The sequence below is a fragment of the Kineococcus anabasis genome (assembly GCF_054590795.1).
The window spans coordinates 447156-464991 of sequence record NZ_BAAIHU010000007.1 but is presented as its reverse complement, the minus strand read 5'-3'; the positions used below and the strand labels follow the sequence as shown (position 1 = coordinate 464991).

The window sequence follows — 17836 nt, the reverse complement described above, 5'->3', positions numbered from 1 at the left end:
TTGTGGCGGTCCCGGAGGGTCCGGGTGCTCCCGCCGGTCGGCGGTGGCCGAGGAGGCGGTGCGGCGTGGGCAGCGACGACACGCCGGGCAGGGCGCGGCGCAGCGCCCTGTTCGTGGACTTCGACAACATCTACGCGGGGCTGGCCGACACCGATCGCCGGGCCGCGGAGGCGTTCGCGACGGACCCGGACCGGTGGGTGCGGTGGCTCTCCAGGGGGGCCGACTCCAGCGGCCCCTTCGAGCGGCGGTTCCTCGTGCGGCTCTGCTACCTCAACCCCGTCGCCTACGGGCGATTCCGGCCGTTCTTCACCCGCAACGGGTTCCGCGTCGTGGACTGCCCGCCCCTGACGCAGCGGCAGAAGAACAGCGCCGACATCCACATGGTCCTCGACATCCTCGACGCCCTGGACCACCGCGGCGGGTACGACGAGTTCGTCGTCGCCTCCGCCGACGCCGACTTCACCCCCGTGATGATGCGCCTGCGCGCCCACGACCGGCGCACGGCGATCGTCACCGCCGGGCCCGCCGCGGCCGCCTACCGGTCCGTGTGCGACACCGTCATCTCCCCCGACGAGCTGGCCGCCGTGGTGCTCGCCCCCGGCGACGGCGACTCCCGCTCCACCACCCGCACCCCGGGACCGGCCGAACCCCGCCGCGGTGCGGGGGCTCCCGCCGAGCAGGCCGCGCCGCGCCGCGCTCCCGCCCCCGACGAGCGCATCCTGGAGGCCGTGCGCACCGCCGTGCGCACCGCACCCCGCCCCCTCGTCACCGCCGCGGCGGCGCAGGCCGCGCTCGGCGTGGACCCGACGCTGTCCGAGCGCGGCTGGGACGGTGCGGGCAAGTTCGCGGTGTTCCTCTCCACGTTCCTGCCGGACCTGCGCTACGTCCCGCACCCGCAGCCCGGCTACGTGTTCGACCCCAGCCGCCACACCGAGGCGGACGTGCCGGCCGGGGCGACGGAGCTGGCCCGCGGGGACCTCGCGCCGCTGCCCGCGCAGGTGTGCCTCGTCACGAACGCCCCGGCGCTGTCCAGCGCGCAGTACGCCGTGTTGTTCGAGGAGCTCGCCGCGGACGTCGCGGAGAACGGTTTCGACGCCGGGACGTTCAAGCGGGTCCGCGACCGCGCCCACCTGCGGGAGCAGCCGATCCGCCGCGCGGTGGTCTCGACCGTCGTGCAGGGCCTCGTCTACGCGGGGGACCGTCCCCGGGCGGGGATGAGCGCGCAGGACCTCGCCCGGGCGTGGCTGGCGAACCTGCAGGAGCTGTGCGCCAACGCGCAGATGCAGCTGGAGCCGCACGAGAAGCAGCAGCTGGAGGAATGGATCCTCGGCGGGCTGCGGTAGGGGTTCCTACTCCTCGCGGGGGCCGTCCAGCAGTTCCAGCGCCTCGCGCGCCCAGTCGGCCCGGGCCCGCGCGCCGTGCTGCCCCGCCAGGACGGTCACCAGGCGGAACCTGCCCGTGGTGGCGGCGTCGGGCTCGGCCTCGACCCGGCGGCGCAGCTCCTCGTAGCGGGCGCCGTCGCGCTCGGCGCCGGCGAGGGCCTCGGTGAGCCAGCCGCGCAGGGTGCCGGGGTCGACGTGGGCGCCGAAGAAGACGCGCAGCAGGAGGGGGTTGCGGGGGGCGGGCTGCTGGAACGGCTCGGCCAGCAGTTCGCGCAGCCGCCGTTCCCCCGCGGCGGTGATGCGGAACAGGTTCCCCGGGGTGGTGCCGCCGGGGACGTGCTCGACCATCCCCTCCGCCCGCAGTGCGGCGAGGGTGGGGTAGATCTGCCCGAAGCTCTCGTGCCAGAAGTGGCCGAGGGTCTCGGTGATCTCCGCGCGGAGCCGGTAGCCGGTCATCGGCTCGATCGACAGGGCGCCGAGCACCGCGAGCTGCGTCTGGGACCGTCGTGCCACACCCGAACGGTATCTGCTAGAGACAACCGCCGCTCCGGTGGGTATCTTCCAGATATGTCTGGTACCGCGAGCACCGATCCCCTCCCCGCAGGACCCGCCCTCCTCGCCGCCGCGCTCGCGGGCGGGGTGGCCGCCTTCCAGGTCGCCCTCGCCGCCGGTGCACCGTGGGGTGCCGCCGCCTGGGGTGGCGGGAACCCCGGGGTCCTGCCGCCCGGCCTGCGCGCCGCCAGCGCCGGCTCGGCCGCGGTCTACGTGCTCCTGGCCGCCGCGGCCGCCTCCCGGCGCTTCCCCCCGCGCGGGCGGCGCCGGGTCCTCGGGGTGGCGAGCGGCGTGATGGTGCTCGGGACGGCCCTGAACCTCGCCTCGCCGTCCGGGGTGGAGCGGGCGCTGTGGACGCCGGTCGCCGCCGGCCTCGCGGTCACGCTCTGGCTCGCGCGGGAGGCCGGCCCCCGGCGGGCGGGATGACCGCGCGACCGGCCGCCGCCGGGTTCCGGGCGGTCCTCCCCGCGACCGGTCCGCCCGCGCCAGGATGCAGCCCGTGACGACCCCCCTCGCGCTCGACCTCGTGGACCCGGCGCGGAGCGGGTCCGGACGCCCGCGCCCGCTCCGCACGACCCTGTGGCGCCCCGAGCCCCTCGGGCACCCCGGCCCGCTGCCCGTCGTGCTGCTCTCGCACGGCACCGGCGGCTCCGCCCGATCGCTGGCCTGGCTGGCGGAGGCGCTCACCGCGGAGGGGTGGGCCGTGCTCGCCGTCGACCACCACGGCAACAGCGACACCGGGGGGTACCTCGCCGAGGGCTTCGTCCGCACCTGGGAGCGGCCGCGGGACCTGAGCCGGGCGCTGGACCACGTCCTCGGCGCGGGGTTCGACGTGGATCCCTCACGGGTCGCCGCCTGCGGGTTCTCCCTCGGCGGCTACACCGCCGCCGCGCTGCTGGGGGTGCGGCTGTCCCGCCGGGCGTTCGAGGCGGTCGTGTCCGGGCGCGTCCCGGTGCCGCCGGTCCCGGAGTACCCCGGCCTGCTGGCGGAGGTGCGGGAGCGCTGGGGGCACGACCTGGACGGCCTGCTCGCCGGCTGTGACGACGACCTCGCCGACGACCGGGTGCGTGCCGCCGTCCTGATCTGCCCGAGCACGGGCCGCTTGCTGGACACCGGGAGCGCGGGTGCGGTCCGCAGGCCGGTGCTGGTGCTCTCCGGTGGCGCCGACGACATCGCGCCGGTGGAGAGCGACGCCGCCGTCTACGCCGCCGGGATCCCCGGGGCCCGGCACGTGTTGCTGGGGCCGGCCGTGGGGCACTACGACCTGCTCGACGCCGCCACCCCGGCCACGCGCACCCCCGTCCACCGGCGGGCCGCGCACCTGGTGGTGGAGTTCCTCTCGCCCGTCCGTTCCGCCGGTGCCTGACCGGCCCCCGCCTCAGGTGGTGCGGGGCCGCAGCACCGTGCCCAGCAGCGCGGTGCCGGGGCCCGGGCGCGCGCCGGGCCCGGGGGAGACGGAGACCTCGTCCGCGGACAGCGCCCCGCCGCACCCCGAGCAGCACACCACGGCCGTCGCCGTCGCCCCGCAGGCCTCGTGGTGGACCAGCACGGGAGGTTCCCCGCCGGAGAGCCAGCGGTCCCCCCAGGCGGTGAGGGCGAGGAGCACGGGCACCAGCTCGCGCCCCGCCCCGGTCAGGACGTAGCGCGAGCGGGGCGGGTTGTCCTGGTACTGCTCGCGGGCCACGACGCCCCCGGCGACCAGGGTGTCGAGCCGGTCGGTCAGCAGGTTGCGGGAGATCCCGAGGTCGGCCACGAGCTGCTCGAACCGGTCGAGGCCGAGGAACAGGTCCCGCAGGACCAGGGGGGTCCACCAGTCGCCCACGACCTCCAGGGACCGGGCCAGGGAACAGTGCATCTCCGCGAAGCTCTTCTGCCGCACTCCCCCAGGGTAGTACGTTGCAGCATTGAACTCAGTTGCCGCGCCGACCCAGGGGGAACCGTGCCCGAGCAGGACGACCGGTCCGACGTGATCGACCGCTGGTGCCGCGCGGGGGAGGCCGGTGACGTCGACGCCGCCGCGTCCTGCCTCGCGCCGGACGTCGAGTTCGTCTCCCCCCTCACCGCCCGCCTCCGCTTCACCGGCCGCGGGGAGGTGCGGGACCTGCTCGCCGCCGCGTTCGGCGCCCTCGAGGGCCTGCGCTTCCACACCCGCCTCGACGGTTCCTCCCCGGACGGGAGCACCCACGCCCTGTTCGCCCGAGCCCGCGTCGGCGGCCAGGACCTCGAGGAGGCCCAGCTCCTCCGGCTCGACGGGGCGGGCCTCGTCCGCGAGATCACCGTCTTCGGCAGGCCTCTGCCCGCCCTCACCGCCCTGATGTCCACGCTCGGGCCCCGCCTCGCGCGCGGTCAGGGCCGCCCCGGCCTCGCCGCCGTCCTCACCGCCGCAACCCTGCCCCTGCACACCGGCGTCCTCCTGGGCGACCGGCGCGTCGTGCCCCTCACCGCCCCGCGCTGACCCGCTCCCGGCCCGGACCCGCCGTGCGCCGGGTTCCCGTCCGGGGGAGGCGTCCCGCGCGCGGCGGTGGTAGGAACCGTGCATGGAGACCCGGCGCCTCGGCCGCCTCGGCCACGACAGTTCCGTCCTGATCTACGGCGCCGCGGCGCTCGGGGCGGTGGACCAGGACACCGCCGACCGCTCGATCTCCCAGGCCCTCGCCGGCGGGATCAACCACTTCGACGTCGCCGCGAGCTACGGCGACGCGGAACTGCGCCTCGGGCCGTGGATGCCGCGCATCCGCGAGCGGATCTTCCTGGCCAGCAAGACCGGCGAGCGCGACGCCGACGCCGCCTACGCGCAGATTAACGCCTCGCTGGAGCGGCTCCGCACCGACCGGCTGGACCTCCTGCAACTGCACTCCGTCGGCGACGCCGCCGACCTCGACGCCGTCACCCGGCCCGGCGGTGCCCTCGAGGGCGCGGTGCGCGCGCAGGAGGAGGGCCTCGTCGGTGCCGTCGGCATCACCGGGCACGGCCCCGTCGCCGCGCGCACCCACCTCCAGGCCCTGCGGCGCTTCCCGTTCGCCACGGTCCTCACCCCCCTGAACCCCGTGCTGTGGCGCGAGGCCACGTGGCGGGAGGACTGGGCTGCCCTCGTGGAGGAGGTCCGGCGCCAGGACGCCGGGCTCATGACCATCAAGACGGTGGCGCGGCGCAACTGGCCGGGCCTGGCCCCCGGCGACGACGCCTCCGGCCAGGAGTGGTCCACCTGGTACGAGCCGTTCACCGACGACGGGCGCATCCGTGCCGCGGCGTCCTGGGTGCTCGCCCACGAGGAGGTCACCGGGCTCGCCACCGCCGGGGACGTGCGGCTGCTCGGCCCGCTGCTGCGCGCCGAGGCCGACCGCGTGGACCCCGCGCAGGCGGAGGAGCTCCTCGCGCAGGACCCCGCCTACGCCTCGCCGTTCGTCACGATGCCCTGGTGACCCCGCCGCCCCGCCGCTCCCGCCGCCGGGTCCGGTCCAGGGCCAGGTTCAGGGGGCGACCCGCCCGTACTCCGTGAAGGCCGCGTGGGTGAGCGGCATCAGCCGGGCCCAGTGCGCCTCCATCGCCTCCGCCACCACCTCGATCTCCCGCTGCGGGTACGACGGGAACGAGGAGTTCGGGTGGGTGGTCCGCAGGGACAGGAAGTTCATCAGGGCCCGCGCGTTGAGCGTGACGTACATCGAGGAGTACAGGTTCAGGGGCAGGACGATGCGCGCGACCTCCCGCGCCACCCCCGCCTCCAGCATCTCCCGGTACGCCGCGTAGGCCTGCACGGACTGCCGGTGCACCGCGCGGTGCACGACCTCCCGCTGCGCAGGGTCGCCCTCGACGAACGTGTAGTGGCCGGGCTTGCCGACCTGCACGAGCCTGCGGTCGTCCGCGGGCACGTAGAACACCGGCTGCAGCTCGCGGTAGCGGCCGGACTCCTCGTTGTAGGAGGCCATCCGGTGGCGCTGGAACTCGCGGAAGACGAACAGCGGCGCGCGCACGTGGAACGTCAGGGAGTTGTGCTCGAACGGCGTGCCGTGCCGCGAGCGCATGAGGTAGCGGATGAGCCCCGCGGACCCCGTGGCGTCCGCGTCGACGGCGGCCAGGCTGGCCTCCCCCTGGGTGGACACCCGCGCGGCGAACACGACGTCGGCGTCGCGCGCGGCGCCCCGGACGAGGTCGACGTCCACGTCGCTGCGGAAGGCGATCGCCGCGTCGGGCACGGGCGCGGGGTCGCCCGCGGTGACGTCCCGGGGCTCGGTGTCCTCGGAGGCGCCGGGCGGCACCGCACCGGCCACGGGGTCGCTCGTCGTCATGGCGCAGGCTCCTCGGGAGGGGACGGGGCGGGGACGGGGCGCCGGTGGCGCCGGCCGTCCGGACGGGTCGCGACCACCGTAGCCGCCCGGCACGACGGTCCCTGGCGCCGTGTCCGACCCGCGCGCCAGGATCGCCGTGTGATGACGGACGCGGAACTGCGCGAGCTCGCCCTCGGCCTGCCCGGAGCCGAGGAGGTCGAGACGTGGGACCACCCCACGTTCCGGGTGCGCGGGAAGATCTTCGCGATCAGCGGGCGGGACGGGACCAGCGTGAAGGCCTCCCGGGAGGACCAGGCCGCGCTCGTGGCGCAGGACCCGGCGACGTTCGCCCCCGCCCCGCACGTCGGCCGGTACGGCTGGGTGCTCGTCCGGCTCGACCGCGTGGATCCGGAGGAGATGCGCGAGCTGGTCGTCGACGCCTGGCGCAGGACCGCCCCCCGCGTCGCGGTCAGCGCGTACGACGCGCAGACCCCCGCCCGCTGACACCGGCACCGCCCGCCGGCACCGCCGCGGCGGGTGGCTGCGCGCGGGTGGAGACCCCCGCCCGTGCTGCCACCACCAGGCACACCAGCGCCGCCGCCGGCACCTCCCACGCCGCCGCCTCCAGCGCCCCCGGCGCGAGGGCGCCGCGCTCCACCGGACGGAGCACCGCCGTCCCCGTGCCGCGGGCCCCACCCGGGTGCGTGAGCCACGCCGTTCGTCGGATGGGCGCCCGCCCCCGCGCCGATAGCGTCGTGTCGTGCCGTGCTGGGCCGCGCCGTGCCGGGCGGAGCGGGGCGGGGACCGACGAAGGTGGACGGAGCGGGCATGGACGAGGCCACGACCACGACCCCGGGGGCCGGGCGCGCACCCGCCCTGAGCCTGCGGGGCCTCACGAAGCGGTTCGGCGCGAAGGTCGCCGTCGACTCCCTCGACCTCGACGTCCCCAGCGGCTCCTTCTACGGGGTCGTCGGGCCCAACGGCGCGGGCAAGACCACCACCCTGTCCATGGCGACGGGGCTGCTGCGCCCCGACGCCGGCCGCGCGGTCGTGCTGGGCGCCGACCTGTGGGCCGACCCCGTCGAGGGCAAGCGGCGCCTCGGCGTGCTGCCCGACGGGGTGCGGTTGTTCGACCGGCTCACCGGGGCCGAGCTGGTCCGCTACGCCGGTCTGCTGCGCGGCATGGACCGCGCCGTCGTCGACGGGCGCGCCGCCGAGCTGCTGGACGCCCTCGGGCTGCGCGAGGCCGGAGCCACCCTCGTGGCCGACTACTCCGCCGGCATGACGAAGAAGGTCGCCCTCGCGTGCGCCCTCGTCCACGCCCCCCGGCTGCTCGTCCTCGACGAGCCGTTCGAGGCCGTCGACCCCGTCAGCGGCGGGACGATCCGGGAGATCCTCACCGGGTTCGTCGCGGGCGGCGGCACGGTCGTGCTGTCCAGCCACGTCATGGAGCTCGTGGAGCGGCTCTGCGACCACGTCGCCGTCGTCAGCGCGGGCCGGGTCCTGGCCGCCGGCCCGCTCCGGGACGTGCGGGGCGACGGCACGCTGGAGCAGCGCTTCGTCGACCTCGTCGGTGGCCGGTCCGACCTGGCAGGGAGCCTCGCGTGGTTGCGCACCTCGTCCGCCTCAAGCTGACCCTCCTGCGCAACGGCTTGCGCCGCAGCCCGTGGCAGGTCGTCGCCCTCGTGCTCGCGGGCCTGTCCGGGCTGTGGCTCGTCGGGCTCGCCGGGGCAGGGCTCGTCGCGCTGCGCTGGGTCCCCGTGGACGTGGCCGCGGCCGTCGTGACCCTCGCCGGCAGCCTGCTCGTGCTGGGCTGGGCCGTGGTGCCGCTGCTGGCGTTCGGTGTCGACGAGACCCTGGACCCGGCGCGGTTCGCGACGTTCAGCATCCGCCGCGCCCCCTTCATGACGGGCCTGCTCCTCGCCGGTGTGGTCGGCGTCCCCGGCATCGTCACCCTGGTGCTCGGCCTGCTCACCGCGGTCACCTGGTCACGCTCCGGGCCCGCCGCCGCCCTGGCCGTGGTGTGCGCCGTGCTGGCCACCCTGACCGCCGTGGCGGCCTCCCGGGCGACCACGACGGCCGCCGCGGCGCTGCTGAGCACCCGCCGTGCCCGCGACGCCGTCGTGCTGGTCGTCGGCCTGCTCCTCGTCGGCCTGGGGCCCGCCCTCAACCTCCTCGGCGCGCGGGCCGTGCAGTACGTGGAGGTGTTCCGCACGGCGGCCGGCGTGGCGGGCTGGACGCCCCTGGGCTTCGCGTGGGCGGCGCCCGCCGACGCCGCCGCGGGGCGCTGGGGGAGCGCCCTGCTGCGCACCGCGCTGGCCGCCGCGACCCTGGCGCTGGTCCTCCTCGCGTGGTCGGCGGCGCTCACCCGTGCCGAGGGCAGGCCCGCCGTCGGCGGCCGCCGCGCCGGTGACGTGCGGGCCGGCAGCGGTGACCGGCTGCTGGCGCGGCTGCCCGCCACCCCGGCGGTCGCGGTCGCCGCCCGCTGCCTCGCCTACTGGCGCCGCGACCCCCGCTACCTCATGGCGGGCGCCTCGGTGCTCGTCCTCCCCCTGCTGCTGGTGGTGCTGCCCCTCGGCACCGGGATCCCCGTCGGGCCGGTCGTGACCTGGGCGGGGCCGGTGACCGCCTTCGCCCTCGGCTGGGCCCTGCACGACGACGTCGCCTACGACCACTCCGCGTTCTGGCTGCACCTGTCGGCGGGCCTGTCCGGGCGGGACGACCGGCTCGGGCGCGTGCTCGGCGCCGCCCTGTGGCAGGTGCCGCTCGTCCTCGTCGTCACCCTGGCGGGCACCGCCGTGGGGGGCCGCTGGGACCTGCTGCCCGCCCTGCTGGGGCTCGCCGGTGCCGTCTACTGCGCGGGCCTGGCCGTCTCCAGCGTCTCCAGCGCCCTCGCGCCGTACCCGGTGTCCGCCCCGGGTGCCAGCCCCTTCGCGACCCCGCGCGGGGCGGCGGTGGCCACCCTCGTCGCGCAGAGCATCACGACGGCCCTGGTGACGCTGCTCGCCCTGCCCTCGGCGGTGCTCGCCGTGCTGGCCGTGACCACGGGGGCGTGGCTGGGCTGGCTGGGCCTGCTCGCCGCGCTGGTCCTCAGCCCGGTCTGGCTGCGGCTCGGCGTGCGCCGCGGCGGCGCCCTCGTGGACCGCCGAGGCCCCGAGCTGCTCGCCGCCGTCAGCCGCTCCTGACCAGCCGCTCCTGATCAGCCGCTCCTGATCAGCCGCTCCTGATCAGCCGCTCCTGAGCAGCCGCTCCTGACCAGGCGGGCGGGCGGGGCGGGTGGGCGGCGTGGGCGGGCCGGAGGGGCACTGACAGCATGCGGGCGTGCCCGCCGGCAGCGCGCCCCTGGAGGACCTCTGGCCCCTGGCCGTCGCCCTGCTGCTCCTGACGGCCCTCACCCTGGTCGTCGGCCGGGCCGGCGGGCTGCGCCAGGAGCGGGACGTGGCCGTGGCCGTCGTGCGGGCCACGGTGCAGGTGCTGGCCGTGGGCCTGGTGATCGGCGTCGTGCTCGCCACGCCCGCGCTGGCGCCGGCGTACCTCCTGCTGGCGCTCGGCGTCGCCTCCGGCACCGCCGCGCGGCGCCTCGACGGCCTGCGGCGGACGTGGCCGCTCACCGCGACCGCGATCGGAGCCGGTGCCGCGGCGGCCGCCGTGCCGGTGCTCGCCGTGGGGGCCCTGGGGTGGAACGCCCGGGACGTCGTGCCGTTCGTCGCCCAGCTCGTCGGGGGCGCCATGACGGCCACCACCCTCGCGGGCCGCCGGCTGCTCGACGACGCCCGCCAGCAGTGGGACGTCGTGGAGGGCTGGTACGCCCTCGGCGCCACCGCCCGGCAGGCCACCGCGGACCTCGCCCGCACCGCTGCGGCGCGCTCCGTGGTGCCGGCCCTGGACCAGACCCGCAGCGTGGGCCTCGTCGTGCTCCCCGGCGCGTTCGTCGGGCTGCTCCTCGGCGGGGCGCACCCGCTGGAGGCCGCCCGCGTGCAGCTCCTCGTCCTCGTGGGGCTGCTGGCCGCCGAGACCGTGGCGGCGGTCCTCGTCACACGGCTGCTGGCCCGTCACCTGACCGTGCGCCCCGCGGAGCGGGACTGACGGACGGGAGCGCGGGCCGGGCCGCTGCAGGGGGCCGGGACGGCGAGAGGCCCCCGTCCGGTCGGACGGGGGCCTCTGCCAGGTGTGTCAGCTCGTCAGAGCGCGTTCACCTTGTCGGCCTGCGGGCCCTTCTGGCCCTGCGTGACCTCGAACTCCACGCGCTGGTTCTCCTCCAGCGAACGGTAGCCGTTGCCCTGGATGGCGGAGTAGTGGACGAAGACGTCGGGGCCCCCACCGTCCTGCTCGATGAAACCGAAGCCCTTCTCGGCGTTGAACCACTTGACGGTGCCCTGAGCCATGCTGATCTCCATCTGTCTTGCCGGTTGTATCAGAGCCGCCTTCTGCGGCTCCGGGCTGAGTGGGTACGCCACCCTGCTCCCGGCCGTACCGAGTGCAGATGACGCCCGCAACACACTCCGCGGGCGTACGAAACGATCGAGGAGCTGCGCTAGCTGCAGCCAATTGGACGCTAGCACAGCGATCCGGGCTGCGCGAGGTGTCGGAAGGGCTGCTTTTCGTCACCGGATCACCTGTTCAGCTGATCTCCACCTCAGGCGTCCACGAGCACCGGGAAGAGCGAGCGCGGGTCCTGCAGCGCCGCCGGGGGCACCACCTGGGAGCGCTCGGCCCGCCCCAGCCAGCGCACCGCCCGCCGGTGCGGCGGCCACCCCGCCCGCGGGTCCACGAAGGAGTAGTCGCCCACCACCTCGCCCAGCAGCAGCGCCTGCTCGCCCTCGATCGGCACCGCCACCTCGTCGCCCGGCGCCAGCTCCTGCACGAACGTCGCGAGCTGGCGCAGCTCCTTGCCCGGCCGGCGCTTCGGCTCCCGCTCCCGCAGCAGCGCCCGCAGGCCCTCCGCGTCCAGGCCCGAGGCGTCGCTGTCCACACCCGAGCCGTCGCCCAGCCCCACCACGCCCTCCACCAGGAACGTCGCCAGGACCGCCAGCTGGTCCGGTCGCACCACCCACACCGCCCGGCCCGTGCGCTCGCGGGCGGGCGGCTCGGGGCCGGGTTCGGGCCAGAAGTAGTCGAGGTCGTCGGCCTCCTCGTCGCCGAAGACGGGCCGGTACAGCTCCGGGGCCTTCTGGATCAGCTTGGAGCGGTGGCTGGCGTGGACCCGCTCGTCCCCCAGCCACACCGGCATCAGGCCCTCGTCGGCCAGCTCCCGCTGCGGGCGGCCCACGACCTCCGGGGCGAACTCCGCGATGAGCCGCTCCGTGGAGTCGGCGTGCCCGAACCTGGACCACGCCTCGACGCACGCCAGGCCGTAGGCCACCAGCGCGGGCGTGCAGCCCCGCCACATCCGCACCGCCGGGTGGTTGGCCCAGCCGTAGTCCGGCAGCTCCAGCGCCCGCAGCACCTGGAGGGTCTCCACCCGCTGCTTGCCCAGGCGCGGCTTGTCCAGCACCGCGGCGCTGCGGGCGAAGTCGGGGTAGGGGAGGAACGTCTGCACCCCGCCACCCTGCCGCGCCCCGCGCCCGGCCGCTCGGCGGACCTGGCGGGCCCCGGGTGCGCCCCGGGCGTGCCCTTCTCCGGGTTCGGGTGGGCTCAGGAGGGCCCGGCTGCGCCCATACCCGGAGAAGGGCGGGCTGGACGTGGCCCGGGAGCGCCCGAACCCGGAGGAGGGCGGGGACAGGTGGGGCGGGTCAGGCCGGCCGGCCCGCGGGCAGCACGACGGTGCGCGGCACGCTCCGGCGTTGCGCCCGGCCCACCACGCGGCACACCACGTAGATCAGGAACGACACGGTCGTCACGTACGGGCTGATCGGCACCGAGGAGCCCAGCGACAGCAGCGTCCCGCCCAGCATCGCCGTCAGCGCGAACAGCACGCTCAGCACCGGCACCACCACCGGGGAGGCGCTCACCCGCACCGCCGCCGCCGCCGGCGTCACCAGCAGCGCCAGCACCAGCAGCGCCCCCACGACCTGCACGGACATCGCCACCGCCAGGCCCAGCACCACCATGAACGCCGGGGCCAGCGCCCGCACCGGCACGCCCCGGGCGGCGGCCACCTCCGGGTCCAGGCTCGCGAACAGCAGGGGCCGCCACGCCAGCGCCAGCGCCAGCACCACGACGGCGCTGATCCCGCCCAGCCAGTACAGCTGCGGCTCGGCCACGGCGACGACCTGCCCCGTCAGCAGCCCGAACTTGTTCGCCGCCCGCCCCGGGTACAGCGCCAGGAACAGCACGCCCAGGCCCAGCCCGAACGGCATGAGCACCCCGATCGCGGAGTTGCGGTCGCGGGCGCGCACGCCCAGCACCCCCAGCAGGACCGCCGCGACGATCGAGCCGACCACCGAGCCGAGCACCACGTCCGCGCCGACGAGCAGCGCGAACGCCGCCCCCGCGAACGACAGCTCGCTGATGCCGTGCACCGCGAACGGCAGGTCCCGCGCGAGGACCATCACGCCCACGAGCCCGCCGACGAGGCCGAGCAGCGCCCCGGCGACCAGGGAGTTCTGCACCAGCTCCAGCAGGGCCCCGTAGTCGGAGAAGTCGAACAGCGCGCCCCACACGCCCGCCGCGCTCACCGGCCGCCCCAGCCGTCGCCCGGCAGCTCGCCTGCGGCCGGCGGCAGCCCGCAGTGCGGGTGCTCCGACGGCGCGGCGCCGCCCACGACGAGGAGCCGGCCGCCCGAGCGCACCACCTCCACGGGGGAGCCGTACAGGTCCGAGAGCACCTCGCTCGTCATGACCTCCGACGGCGTGCCCACCCGGAACCGCCCCCGGGCCAGGTACAGGACCCGGTCGACGTAGGGGAGCACCGGGTTGATGTCGTGGGTCACGAACAGCACGGCGGCGCCGGTCCGGCGGCGGCTGCGGTCGATGAGGGCGCTCACGGCCTGCTGGTGGTGCAGGTCCAGGGACAGCAGCGGCTCGTCGCACAGCAGCACCGCGGGGTCGGCGAGCAGCGCCTGGGCGATGCGCAGGCGCTGCTGCTCCCCGCCGGAGAGCAGGCCCACGGGCGTGCGGGCGTAGGCGGTCGCACCCACCGCCTCCAGGGCGGCGTCGACCCGGCGCGCGGCGGAGCGGCTGGGCAGCCACGGACCCCAGCGGTGCCCGTCGATGCCGAGGCGCACGAAGTCCCGTGCGCGCAACGGGGTCGTCGGGTCCAGGCCCTTCTGCTGCGGCACGTACCCGATGCCCGGGCCGCCGCGGCGCACCGGCCGCCCGGCGATCGTGGCCGTGCCCGCGGCGAGGGGCTGCTGGCCGAGCAGCACCCGCAGCAGGCTCGTCTTGCCGGACCCGTTGGAGCCGAGCACCGCCACGAACTCCCCGGGGGCGACGTCGAGGTCGAGGTCGTCCCACACCACCCGCTCGCCGTAGCGCAGCGTGGCCCCGTGCAGGCTGAGGGCGCCGCCGTGGCCGGTGGCCACCGCGGGGCGGTGCGGCGCGCTCGTGGCGCTCACGGGGCCGGCGCTCACGGGGCGAGGGCCTTGCCGAGGGCGTCGAGGGTCTCGCCCATCCACGTCGTGTAGTCCCTGCCCTCCGGGAGCGTCTCGGTGACGGGCACGACCGGCACCCCCGCCGCGCGTGCCGCCTCCTGCACCTGCTCGGTCTGCGCGCCGGAGGTCTGCTCGTTGTACACGAGCGCCTGGACCTGCCGGTCGCGGACGAGCACGAGGGTCTCCTGCAGGACGGCGGGGGCGACGTCGTTGCCCTCCTCCATCGCCTCGCCGAACTCCGCCGGGGTGCGGTCCTCCAGGCCGAGGGCGGCGAGCATGTGCACGGGCAGCGGCTCGGTCACGGCGACGGCCCTGCCCTGGACCCGCCCGCGCAGCTCCTCCTGCCGCTGCTCCAGCTCCTCGAGGCGCTCGGTCAGCTCCCGGCCGTTGGCCTCGAACGTGGCGGCGTCGGCGGGGGAGGCCTTCGAGAGGGCCTCGACGAGCTCCTCGGCGACGTGGTGGACGGTGTCGAGGTGGTACCAGACGTGCTCGTTGACCCCGCCGTGCCCGTGGCCGTGCTCGTCCTCGGCGTGGCCGGGCTCCTCGGCGTGGCCGGGCTCCTCGTGGCCGGGCTCCTCGTGGCCGGGCTCCTCGTGGCCGGGCTCCTCGTGGCCGGGCTCCTCGTGGCCGGGCTCCTCGTGGCCGGGCTCCTCGGCGGCGGGGGCCTCGCCGGCGTGCTCGCCGCCGTCGAACAGCTCGACCGCGGTGATGACCGCCTTGCCCTCGGTGCCGACCGACTCGAGCATCGTGTCGACGAACGGGTCGTACCCGCCGCCGTTCTGGACCACGACGGCGGCGCGCTTGAGGGCCAGCTGGTCGCGGGTGGTGGCCTCGTAGGAGTGCGGGTCCTGGGCCGGGTCGCTGATGATCGAGACGACCTCGGCGGCGTCCCCGGCGATGGTCTGCGCGATGTCGCCGTACACGTTCGTGGACGCCACGACGGAGAGGCGCTCCGCCGGCGCGGAGGAGCCGCCCGCCGCCGTCCCCGGGGTCGACCCGGACCCGCCGCAGGCGCCCAGCAGGAGGGTTCCGCCGAGGGCGAGCGCGACGGCGGCCGTGCGGCGCGTGCGGGGGGGACGGGGTGCCGCGGTCATGGGACCAACCTCACAAGATCGGAAATCATTACCATCAGCATAGTTCGTGGCACCCCGTGCCGGACCCCCCTTCTCACTCCTCCGCCCGCCCACCGGTGCGCCCCTCGGCCGGCGGCTGCGCACCCGCCGCCGCTGCCGCGCGCAGCACCGCGCGCCGCAGGACCGCCGGGGACAGCCGGGCGTTCTCCCCGGCGGCCGTGCGCACCCGGCCGCCCGCCGTGAGCGCCGGGAAGAGGGCACCGGAGCCGTGGCCGCCGGCCGCGAGGTGCGCCCGCCAGGCCTGCACGGCGGCCACCGCCGGCTGCCCGGCCGGTTCCGCGGCCGCGACCCGCAGCTCCTCCGCCGGCCCGGTCTCCCGCCGGAGCCGCACCCGCAGCCCGGCGTCCTCCACGGTGACGTCCACCACGTCCAGCGCGGCGAGCTCCGCACGGGTCAGGCCGGTGCGGCGCGCCAGCTCGAACGCCGCCGCGTCGCGCAGGTCCGCGGGTGCGGCCCCGGGCGCCGTCCCCGCCCCGGCCACCGGTGCGGGCGCCGCCTCATGGGCCGCGGCCACCGCCTCGCGGGCCGCGGCCACCGCCCCGGGCGCCGCCTCGTGGACCGCGGCCACCGCCTCGGGCGCGGCCTCGACCGCCGTGTGCCGCACCACCGGGTCGTGCCGCTCCAGCGGCTCCACCGCGGCGGGGGCCGCCTCCACGGGCAGCTCCCGCGCGGCCGGGCGCCCCGCGGGGAGCTGGTAGCGGATCAGCCGGGCCGAGTTCAGCGCCACGAACACCGACGAGGCGTTGTGCGCGATCGCCGCCAGCACCGGCGACAGCGAGCCGGCCGCGCCGAGGGCCAGGCCCACGCCGTTCACCGCGATGGAGGCGCCGTAGTTCTGCCGGACCAGCCGCAGCGTGCGGGCCCCGAGGTCGCGCAGGTGCAGCACCCGGCGCAGGTCGTCGCCCACCAGCGCCACGTCCGCCGTCTCCACCGCCACGTCCGTGCCGGACAGGCCCATCGCGATGCCCAGGTCGGCCAGCGCCAGGGCCGGGGCGTCGTTCGTGCCGTCGCCGACGACCGCGACGACGTACCCCTGCTCCTTCAGCTCCCGCACGACGTCCTGCTTGTCCTCCGGCATGACCTGCGCGCGCCACTCGTCGATCCCCAGCTCCGCCGCGACGGCGCGCGCGGTGTCGGGGTGGTCGCCGGTCAGCATCACGATGCGCCGGACGCCGGTGCGGCGCAGCGTGTCCAGGACCTCGCGGGACTCCGGGCGGACCTCGTCGCGCAGGCTCACCAGGCCGGTGAGCACCCCGTCGACCGCGAGCAGCAGGGGGGTCTCCGCCGCCGACTGCAGGCGGGACACCCAGCCGCGGGCCTGCTCGTCCACCTCCACGCCCTCGCGGTCCATCAGGCCGGGGCTGCCCAGCAGCAGGACCCGCCCGCTGGCCAGGACGCGCATGCCCAGGCCGAGCAGGACCTCGCACTCCTCGTGGGTGGGGATGAGGATGTGGCGCTCCTCCGTGGAGCGGATGACGGCCTGCGCCAGGGGGTGGCGGGAGTGCACCTCGGAGTTCGCGGCCTCCGCGAGGACCTGCTCCGGGGTCCAGTCGTCGCGGAACGACACGACGTTCGTGACGACCGGGCGCCCGACGGTGAGGGTTCCCGTCTTGTCGAACACGAACGCGTCGACGCGGCCGGCGGCCTCCAGGTGGGAGCCGCCCTTCATGAGGATGCCGCGGCGGGCGCCGTTGCCGATGGCCGCGCTGATGGCGGTCGGCGTCGCCAGGCCCACCGCGCACGGGCAGGCGATGAGCAGCATCGTCATCGCGCGGCGCACGTCCCGAGTGAGGACCCAGGTGAGGAACGCCAGCGTGAAGGAGGCGGGGACGAAGCGGCGGCTGAACGCGTCGCCCACGGTCTGCACGGGGGCGCGGTCGGCCTGGGCGTGCTCGACGCGGGAGATGATCCGGCCCACGGCGGTGTCGGAGCCGGTGGCGGTGGCGCGCACCACGAGGCGGCCGCGCAGGTTCACGCTGCCGGCCAGCACCGGGTCCCCGGCGCGGCGCTGCACGGGGATGTTCTCGCCGGTCAGGGCGGCCTGGTCCACGACGGCCTCGCCCTCGACGACCTCCCCGTCGACGGGGACGGTGGAGTGGTCGTGGACGACGACGAGGTCGCCGACGGCGAGGGCGGACAGGTCCACCTTCTCCTCCACGACGGTGCCGTCGCGCCCGGTGCGCTGCACCCACGCCTCCGTCTCGCTGCCGGACAGCAGCTCGGAGATGGCCCGGCGCGTGCGGCGCAGGGTGAGGTCCTGGAGGTACTCGCCGATGTTGAGCAGCCACAGCACGGTGAGGGCGACGACGTTCTCGCGCAGCAGGAGGCTGGCGACGGTGGCGGCGCTGACGAGGGCGTCGGTGCCCGCCGAGCGCCGCCCCACGAGGGCGCCGAACGCACCCTTGAGGAACGGGTAGCCGGAGAAGACGGTCACACCGGTCGCGACCAGCCGGGACGTGGGGCCCAGCAGGGGCGGGCGGCCGAAGGCGTAGCGGCGCACGCCGAGCAGCAGCAGCGCGAGGCCGCCGACTCCGATGCGGGCCACCTCGCCGTTGTGGACGTCGGCGGAGCGCGGCGGGCGCGGCGCCTCCGCGTCGGCGGCCAGGTCCGTGGCGGCCACGGCGGCCTCCAGCGCGGCGGCGAGGCGCGCGGCGTCGGTGAGGTCCGGGTCGAAGTGGACGACGACGTTGCCGGTCACCGGGTGCGCCCGCACGGCCCGCACCCCGGGTGCGGCGTCGAGCGCGGCCTCGGCCGCGACGGCACGGGCGGCGGAGCGCCGCAGCCACGGCACCTCGAAGCGGGCCCTGCCCCCGGCGTGTGCGACGGTCCGGACGGTGTGCGCCGGCTCCTCGTGCGGGGCGGGTGCGGGGGTGGGCTCGGGCACGGGTGCTCCTGGCGGGCACGGCCCGGCCGCCGCCCGCTCGGGCGGGGGCGGCGGGGCCTGCGTGGACGGTGGGGTGGGCGTCCGGCCGC

17 protein-coding genes and 1 pseudogene are annotated in these 17836 nt (G+C 76.7%); 9 read left to right on the top strand and 9 right to left on the bottom strand.

Translation table 11 applies throughout. The features are described from left to right. The first annotated feature begins 65 nt into the window (after window positions 1-65). The gene (locus tag ACYQBY_RS12935) at window positions 66-1343 is read left to right on the top strand and encodes an NYN domain-containing protein (RefSeq protein ID WP_459644257.1); all 1278 of its coding nucleotides are present in this window, start codon (window positions 66-68) and stop codon (window positions 1341-1343) included. Between the two features lie 6 nt (window positions 1344-1349). Here ACYQBY_RS12935 and ACYQBY_RS12930 read toward each other — a convergent pair whose 3' ends face one another. Next, the gene (locus ACYQBY_RS12930) at window positions 1350-1895 is read right to left on the bottom strand and encodes a PadR family transcriptional regulator (RefSeq protein WP_459644256.1); all 546 of its coding nucleotides are present in this window, start codon (window positions 1893-1895) and stop codon (window positions 1350-1352) included. A gap of 54 nt (window positions 1896-1949) precedes the next feature. Between ACYQBY_RS12930 and ACYQBY_RS12925 the strand changes: the two genes are divergently transcribed. Further along, window positions 1950-2360 (top strand): hypothetical protein, encoded by a 411-nt coding sequence (locus ACYQBY_RS12925; protein ID WP_459644255.1) that lies wholly within the window; start codon window positions 1950-1952, stop codon window positions 2358-2360. 73 nt (window positions 2361-2433) lie between these two features. Continuing rightward, window positions 2434-3300 carry an alpha/beta hydrolase family protein gene (locus ACYQBY_RS12920; protein WP_459644254.1) on the top strand — a complete coding sequence of 289 codons (867 nt, stop codon included), beginning with the start codon at window positions 2434-2436 and terminating at the stop codon, window positions 3298-3300. A 12-nt stretch (window positions 3301-3312) separates the two neighbouring features. On the opposite strand, the gene ACYQBY_RS12915 is transcribed toward ACYQBY_RS12920, so the two are convergent. Further along, complete coding sequence (locus ACYQBY_RS12915) at window positions 3313-3813, bottom strand: winged helix-turn-helix transcriptional regulator (RefSeq protein ID WP_459644253.1); 501 nt, start codon at window positions 3811-3813, stop codon at window positions 3313-3315. A gap of 60 nt (window positions 3814-3873) precedes the next feature. On the opposite strand from ACYQBY_RS12915, the gene ACYQBY_RS12910 reads away from it, so the two are divergent. Together ACYQBY_RS12910 and ACYQBY_RS12905 are read left to right on the top strand one after the other, a co-directional pair. Then, entirely contained in the window at window positions 3874-4389 is a 516-nt protein-coding gene (locus ACYQBY_RS12910) for a nuclear transport factor 2 family protein (RefSeq protein ID WP_459644252.1), read from the top strand. Between the two features lie 82 nt (window positions 4390-4471). After that, window positions 4472-5356, top strand: a complete 885-nt coding sequence (locus ACYQBY_RS12905) for an aldo/keto reductase (RefSeq protein WP_459644251.1) — start codon at window positions 4472-4474, stop codon at window positions 5354-5356. A 48-nt stretch (window positions 5357-5404) separates the two neighbouring features. On the opposite strand, the gene thyX is transcribed toward ACYQBY_RS12905, so the two are convergent. Next, window positions 5405-6220, bottom strand: coding sequence for an FAD-dependent thymidylate synthase (gene thyX, locus ACYQBY_RS12900; protein ID WP_459644250.1), 816 nt, complete (start codon window positions 6218-6220; stop codon window positions 5405-5407). A gap of 141 nt (window positions 6221-6361) precedes the next feature. Here thyX and ACYQBY_RS12895 point away from each other — a divergent pair, with 141 nt between their 5' ends. The 4 genes from ACYQBY_RS12895 to ACYQBY_RS12880 all read left to right on the top strand — a co-directional run bounded on the left by ACYQBY_RS12895 (window position 6362) and on the right by ACYQBY_RS12880 (window position 10285). Beyond that, window positions 6362-6703, top strand: coding sequence for an MmcQ/YjbR family DNA-binding protein (locus tag ACYQBY_RS12895; protein ID WP_459644249.1), 342 nt, complete (start codon window positions 6362-6364; stop codon window positions 6701-6703). 324 nt (window positions 6704-7027) lie between these two features. Next, a complete protein-coding gene (locus ACYQBY_RS12890) occupies window positions 7028-7834 on the top strand; it encodes an ABC transporter ATP-binding protein (RefSeq protein ID WP_459644248.1) in 807 nt (268 codons plus the stop codon). Further along, a complete protein-coding gene (locus ACYQBY_RS12885) occupies window positions 7804-9384 on the top strand; it encodes a hypothetical protein (protein WP_459644247.1) in 1581 nt (526 codons plus the stop codon). The genes ACYQBY_RS12890 and ACYQBY_RS12885 overlap by 31 nt, the downstream gene beginning before the upstream one ends. Before the next feature lie 136 nt (window positions 9385-9520). Beyond that, window positions 9521-10285, top strand: coding sequence for an ABC transporter permease (locus ACYQBY_RS12880; RefSeq protein ID WP_459644246.1), 765 nt, complete (start codon window positions 9521-9523; stop codon window positions 10283-10285). 95 nt (window positions 10286-10380) lie between these two features. Here ACYQBY_RS12880 and ACYQBY_RS12875 read toward each other — a convergent pair whose 3' ends face one another. The 6 genes and pseudogenes from ACYQBY_RS12875 to ACYQBY_RS12850 form a co-directional block, all read right to left on the bottom strand. Continuing rightward, window positions 10381-10584, bottom strand: a complete 204-nt coding sequence (locus ACYQBY_RS12875) for a cold-shock protein (protein ID WP_459644245.1) — start codon at window positions 10582-10584, stop codon at window positions 10381-10383. 251 nt (window positions 10585-10835) lie between these two features. Continuing rightward, window positions 10836-11738 carry an MSMEG_6728 family protein gene (locus tag ACYQBY_RS12870; RefSeq protein WP_459644244.1) on the bottom strand — a complete coding sequence of 301 codons (903 nt, stop codon included), beginning with the start codon at window positions 11736-11738 and terminating at the stop codon, window positions 10836-10838. Window positions 11739-11931: 193 nt separating this feature from the next. Continuing rightward, on the bottom strand, window positions 11932-12816 hold the full coding sequence (locus ACYQBY_RS12865) for a metal ABC transporter permease (RefSeq protein WP_459644243.1): 885 nt from the start codon (window positions 12814-12816) through the stop codon (window positions 11932-11934). After that, window positions 12813-13694, bottom strand: a complete 882-nt coding sequence (locus ACYQBY_RS12860) for a metal ABC transporter ATP-binding protein (protein WP_459644242.1) — start codon at window positions 13692-13694, stop codon at window positions 12813-12815. Before ACYQBY_RS12860 ends, ACYQBY_RS12865 begins: the two co-directional genes overlap by 4 nt. 11 nt (window positions 13695-13705) lie before the next feature. Beyond that, complete coding sequence (locus ACYQBY_RS12855) at window positions 13706-14824, bottom strand: metal ABC transporter solute-binding protein, Zn/Mn family (RefSeq protein ID WP_459644241.1); 1119 nt, start codon at window positions 14822-14824, stop codon at window positions 13706-13708. A gap of 724 nt (window positions 14825-15548) precedes the next feature. Continuing rightward, window positions 15549-17747 (bottom strand): annotated as a pseudogene (locus ACYQBY_RS12850) (heavy metal translocating P-type ATPase); the annotation flags it as partial. Window positions 17748-17836: the final 89 nt, after the last annotated feature.